Source organism: Aquicoccus sp. (genome assembly GCF_041686535.1).
In the GTDB taxonomy this organism is placed as follows: Bacteria; Pseudomonadota; Alphaproteobacteria; order Rhodobacterales; family Rhodobacteraceae; genus Aquicoccus.
Map to the genome: position 1 here is coordinate 1 of NZ_JAWLDS010000147.1, position 5076 is coordinate 5076.

At 61.1% G+C, this 5076-nt stretch carries 5 protein-coding genes and 1 pseudogene; 1 reads left to right on the plus strand and 5 read right to left on the minus strand.

What is annotated here, in order from left to right; genetic code table 11:
* Nucleotides 1–381: 381 nt before the first annotated feature.
* Complete coding sequence (locus ACESL9_RS16910) at nt 382–594, minus strand: FAD-dependent oxidoreductase (protein WP_372675283.1); 213 nt, start codon at nt 592–594, stop codon at nt 382–384.
* Nucleotides 595–751: 157 nt separating this feature from the next.
* On the opposite strand from ACESL9_RS16910, the gene ACESL9_RS16915 reads away from it, so the two are divergent.
* Nucleotides 752–1246 (plus strand): Lrp/AsnC family transcriptional regulator, encoded by a 495-nt coding sequence (locus ACESL9_RS16915; protein WP_372675284.1) that lies wholly within the window; start codon nt 752–754, stop codon nt 1244–1246.
* An 11-nt stretch (nt 1247–1257) separates the two neighbouring features.
* Here the strand turns inward: ACESL9_RS16915 and ACESL9_RS16920 are convergent, their stop codons facing one another.
* The 4 genes and pseudogenes from ACESL9_RS16920 to ACESL9_RS16935 form a co-directional block, all read right to left on the minus strand.
* Entirely contained in the window at nt 1258–2922 is a 1665-nt protein-coding gene (locus tag ACESL9_RS16920; RefSeq protein WP_372675285.1) for an ABC transporter ATP-binding protein, read from the minus strand.
* A complete protein-coding gene (locus ACESL9_RS16925) occupies nt 2922–3788 on the minus strand; it encodes an ABC transporter permease (protein WP_372675286.1) in 867 nt (288 codons plus the stop codon). The genes ACESL9_RS16920 and ACESL9_RS16925 overlap by 1 nt, the downstream gene beginning before the upstream one ends.
* Entirely contained in the window at nt 3788–4747 is a 960-nt protein-coding gene (locus ACESL9_RS16930) for an ABC transporter permease (protein WP_372675287.1), read from the minus strand. Before ACESL9_RS16930 ends, ACESL9_RS16925 begins: the two co-directional genes overlap by 1 nt.
* A 74-nt stretch (nt 4748–4821) precedes the next feature.
* Nucleotides 4822–5076, minus strand: a pseudogene (locus tag ACESL9_RS16935) (ABC transporter substrate-binding protein); the annotation flags it as partial.

Consider the following 5076-nt stretch of genomic DNA (forward strand, 5'->3'; position numbering starts at 1 on the left):
GTCCTGTACAGCCGACTGCAGTTCTGTCCGGCACTTCCACCAGCGGGCAGGACGGCGGCGAACTTCTGCACCACAGCATGATATTATCGGCCCCAAACCCCCTTTGGGGTCACTGCAACCGGCGGCAGTCAGCCCCTTTCCCGACGGTCGCAGTTATAACCTTCGCTGGTGCGGCATTTGACACGAAGGGCGGACTCCGGACTTTCGCCGCAGATGTGTCTCGCCGTCCATGTATGTGGGAAAGTTTCCATTCAGGACAATAAGTGATCAAAGTAAAAGGCCGATCGGGCATTTTACTTTTACTTTCCAGAACCTTTTGATAAATTTCTCAGCTGTTCACGCTGTTCACGCTGTTCACGCTGTTCACGCTGTTCACGCTGTTCACGCTGTTCGCCCTCGGCAACCGGTGCCGCATGCGACAGATCGGTGATGCCATCGCTTGGAGGATTTGTTCCTCACACCTATACGGCCTTTTTCAATGAGCAAGACATTCTGTCCGGCGCGGGCGAGCCAGTACGCAGCGCAGACGCCGACGATCCCGCCGCCCGGGTGGAGGTCGCGGTGGGTCTCTATCCGAAGCAGTGAAGCGGGCATGATTTTCCCCTGTGTTTCTCGAAAATCAGATGTAAGGTTCCGGCGCTTCGTGCCGCATCCGGCGTACTGACCGACAGATCGCTTCGTATTTGTTCGGTCGGTCGTGCCGACTGCCTTTGCCACCGCGTGTCGCGCCGTTACGTGCAGGACAGAACCGATGAACAACCATCAGAAACTCGATCGAATCGACATCCGGATACTGGCTGAGTTGCAGCGCAACGGCCGCATCACCAATGTCGAGCTGGCCGATCGCGTTCACCTGTCCCCCTCGCCGTGCCTGACCCGCGTTAAGAAGTTGCAAAAGGCCGGCTATATCGCGGGGTATTCCGCGCTCATCAACGTGGCCAAGCTTGGCGAGACGCTTACAGTGTTCACCGAATTCACGCTGAAGAACCACCGCCAGATCGATTTCGCGCGCTTTCAGGACGCGTTGGAAAAGATCGACAACTGTGTGGAATGCCATCTGATATCCGGTGGTTACGATTATCTGGCGAAATTCGTTATCGCCGGTATCAGCGACTATCAGGAGATCGTGGAAGAGCTGATCGACCGCGATATCGGGATAGACCGTTACTTCAGTTTCGTGGTGATGAAGACACCGTTCATCAAGCGGCAACTGCCGCTGACCCGGCTGTTTTCCGACGCCGAGTAGGCCAGCCCGCCCTACCTGTCCGAGAAGGCGGCCAGAATCTCGGGGTCCTGCTCCAAACCGGCAAGCCATCCGGTATCAAGCTGTGGCACCGAGGATATGAGCAGCCGTGAATAGGCGTGCTCCGCGTCCTGTGACATCCGTGCGGCCGGCAGGGCCTCGATCACCTCGCCCTTGTACATCACCATGACATCGTCGCAGATCGCCTCGACCGTGGACAGGTCATGGCTGATGAACATGTAGCTCAGACCAAGCTCGCCTTGAAGTTCCTTCAGCAGTTCGAGGATGGCCGCCGCCACCACGGTATCAAGCGCCGATGTGATCTCGTCGCAGAGGATCAGTTCAGGGTCGGCCGCAAGGGCGCGCGCGAGGTTCACGCGCTGCTTTTGACCCCCAGACAGTTCCGACGGCAGGCGATGGCGCAGCGCCGGAGGCAGGTGAACCATGTCCAGCAACTCGATCACGCGCTTTTCACAGGCGTCACCGCGCAGGCCCTTGTAGAACCGCAGGGGACGCCCGATTATGTTGCCCACCGAATGGGCCGGGTTCAGCGCGGTGTCCGCCAGTTGAAACACGATCTGTGCGCGGCGCAGCTCTTGCTTGCTTCGGTGGCCCAGGGCGGGCGCAAGCGTGTGCCCGTCAAGCAGCACTTCGCCGCGATAGGCCGGAAGAATACCAGACACCGCCCGGGCCAGCGTCGACTTGCCGGAGCCCGACTCGCCGATCACGCCGAGGTTGCGGCCCCTGTAAAGCTTGAAACTCACATCGCTCATCACCTTTGCCGACGGTTCGCCATTCTTGATCACGCCATAGCCCGCGCACAGCCCACGGACCTCCAGTATCGGCGTCTCGGCCGCGTCCTCGACGTCTTTGACGGGAACGTGCCGTACCGGATCGAAAGCGGCCAGAAGTTCCTTGGTGTAGGGATGCTCGGGCGCGTTCAGGATCTGCTTAGTGGTGCCCTGCTCCTGGATTTCGCCGCCCTTGAGGACGATGATGCGATCGGCGATCTGGGCGACGACCGCAAGGTCGTGGCTGACATAAACCCCGGCCATGCCGCCGTCTTCCATCACCCGGCGAAAGGCGCGCAACACCTCGATCTGGGTGGTCACGTCAAGCGCCGTGGTCGGCTCGTCGAAGATCACCAGGTCGGGATCCCCGATCAGGGCCATCGCAGCCGACAACCGTTGCATTTGCCCCCCCGAAACCTGATGCGGATAGCGATCACCTATCGTGTCGGGATCGGGCAGGGCCAGGGCGCGGAAAAGCGTGCGGGCATGCTCCTCGGCCTTGACGCGCGGCATCAGATTGTGGATGCGGGTCGTCTCGACCACCTGATCCATCAGCCTCTTCGACGGGTTGAACGCCGCCGCCGCCGACTGGGGAACGTAGGACACCTCGGTGCCGCGCAACTTGGCGCGCTGGCCTTCGGTCATGCCTGTGACATCGTAATCGCCGATGCGGATGGTCCCTCCATCGATCGAGCAGCCGCTGCGTGTGTGCCCCATCAGCGACAGCGCGATGGTCGTCTTGCCAGAGCCGGATTCGCCTATGAGGGCGAGGATCTCGCCGGGTGCGATATCGAAATCCACATCGCGGATGATCTCGACGTCGCGGCCGGAATCGGTAACGGCACCGATCCGCAGGTTGCGGACGGATACGAGAGGTGTGTCAGTCATCATTCGGCCCTGTCTCTGATCTTCTTGGGAAGGTTGTCGATGAATATGTTCACCGAGATGGTCAGCGACGCGATGGCGATGCACGGAAAGATCACCGCCGGGGCGCCGGCGCTCAGCCCCGCGATGTTCTCACGTACCAGCGCGCCCCAGTCGGCATTCGGCGGTTGCACCCCGAGACCAAGGAAAGACAGCCCCGACAGAACCAGGACGATGAACACGAATCGTACACCGAAATCGGCCAGCACCGGCCCGAGGATGTTGGGAAAGATCTCGCAGGCGATCAGGTAGGGCGTGCGCTCGCCGCGGGCGCGCGCGACGGTGATGAAATCCATCGTGTTGACGTTCACCGCCAGTGCGCGGGCAAAGCGGTAGGCGCCGGGCGTATAGATCACCGCCAGGGTCAGCACCAGCACCGGGATGGACGATCCCACAGCGGCCACGACCACGAGGCCGAACAGCAGCGGGGGGATGCCGTTCAGCGCATCCAGAAGCCGTGACAGCAGCGTGTCGAACCAGCCGCCGATCACCGCGGCAATCATCCCCATGATGACGCCGGCGACACAAGCCAGCGTGACGGCGGCAAGTGCGATCCCCACCGTAAAACGCGCGCCCATAAGGACCCGCGAAAAGATGTCCCGACCCAGGTAATCGGTGCCCATCCAGTGCGCGGCACTGACGCCACTGAAGTAGTCCCAGTCGACGATCTTGCCGACCGGGTAGGGTGTGAACCAGTTGCCTATCAGCGCGACGACGGCCCAGAACAGGATGATCGCGATGCCGATCCGGCCGGTCCAGCCAAAGGAATAACCCAGATTGCGCGGCGTCGGCAGGCGGAACTTGCGGGGAGAGCGTGTGGAGCTGGTCATCACTGGCGCAGCCTCGGGTTGGAGAGGATCGCGATCATGTCCGCCAGCGTGATCAACATCAGGTAACTGACGCAGAAGACCATCGCGCAGGACTGGATCAGCGGCAGGTCGCGGGTGGCCACGGCATCGACCATCAGCTTGGCGACGCCGGGATAGTTGAAGACCGTCTCGACGATGATGACACCGCCGATCAGGTAGGACAGCGACAAGGCCACCGCGTTGGCGATCGGACCAAGCGCATTGGGCAGCGCGTGCACGAGAACCATGCGGGGCTTTGACGCCCCCTTCAGCAGCGCCATCTCGACATAGGGTGTTTCGATGGCTTCGATCAAGGCGGCCCGTGTCATCCGGATCATCTGCGCCGAGACCACGAAGCTCAGCGTGATGACGGGCATGGCATAGGCCCGCAGCATCGCTCCGATACTGTCGACGTTGACCCCGTAGCTCAGGGCCGGCAACCAGCCGAGCCACACCGCAAAGACCAGCACGGCGAGGGTTGCGACCATGAATTCCGGAACGGAAATGACGGAAATTGTCGCCACCGAAACGACCCGGTCCAGCCATGACCCGCGAAACATGGCGGCGACGATGCCAAGGACAAGCGCAACAGGCACACAGATCACCGTCACGATCCCGGCAAGGCGCAGGGAATTCAGCAACCGATCCCCCAGCAGTTCGGTGATCTCCATGTCATTGACGTAAGAGCGTCCCATGTCGCCAGTGGCAAGCCCTGCCAACCACCCGAGAAAGCGCTGTAAAGCCGGCTCGTTCAGCCCCATCGCCTCGCGCAGGCCCGCGACCGCTTCGGGTGTGGCGGACTGGCCAAGCAGGATCTGGGCAACATCACCGGGCAACATCTCGGTTGCGAAGAACACCGCGAAGGACACGACGATCAGCGTGATGAATGCGATCCCAAGGCGTTGCCCGACGAGGATCCATGTCGTGGTGGACCAGAGCATGGGGCACCTCCCTGTTCAGAAATCCAAAGGGGCCCGCGCATCCCCGAATGCGCGGGAGTTTCTCGGAAATCGGATTATTCGTCCAGCCAGACGTATTCCGGAAAGACAAAGCCCATCATCGGACCGAGCGGGTTTGACGTCATGCCCTTGAGGCTGCCTGCCACCCCGTCGATATTCGAGATATAGGTGGGGATGATGGTGCCGGCGTCATTGGCCACCATCTCCTGCATTTCCCAGTACATGTCGGTGCGCTTGCTTTCGTCCAGCAGCCCGCGGGCCTCGACCAGCATGTTGTCGAATTTTTCGGACTTGTACTGGCTTTCGTTCCA

Bases quoted from the DNA above. Each gene is read 5' to 3' on its own strand.
- ACESL9_RS16915 (WP_372675284.1), top strand. From the start codon at position 752: ATGAACAACCATCAGAAACTCGATCGAATCGACATCCGGATACTGGCT.
- ACESL9_RS16925 (WP_372675286.1), bottom strand. From the start codon at position 3,788: ATGACCAGCTCCACACGCTCTCCCCGCAAGTTCCGCCTGCCGACGCCG.
- ACESL9_RS16910 (WP_372675283.1), bottom strand. From the start codon at position 594: ATGCCCGCTTCACTGCTTCGGATAGAGACCCACCGCGACCTCCACCCG.
- ACESL9_RS16920 (WP_372675285.1), bottom strand. From the start codon at position 2,922: ATGACTGACACACCTCTCGTATCCGTCCGCAACCTGCGGATCGGTGCC.
- ACESL9_RS16930 (WP_372675287.1), bottom strand. From the start codon at position 4,747: ATGCTCTGGTCCACCACGACATGGATCCTCGTCGGGCAACGCCTTGGG.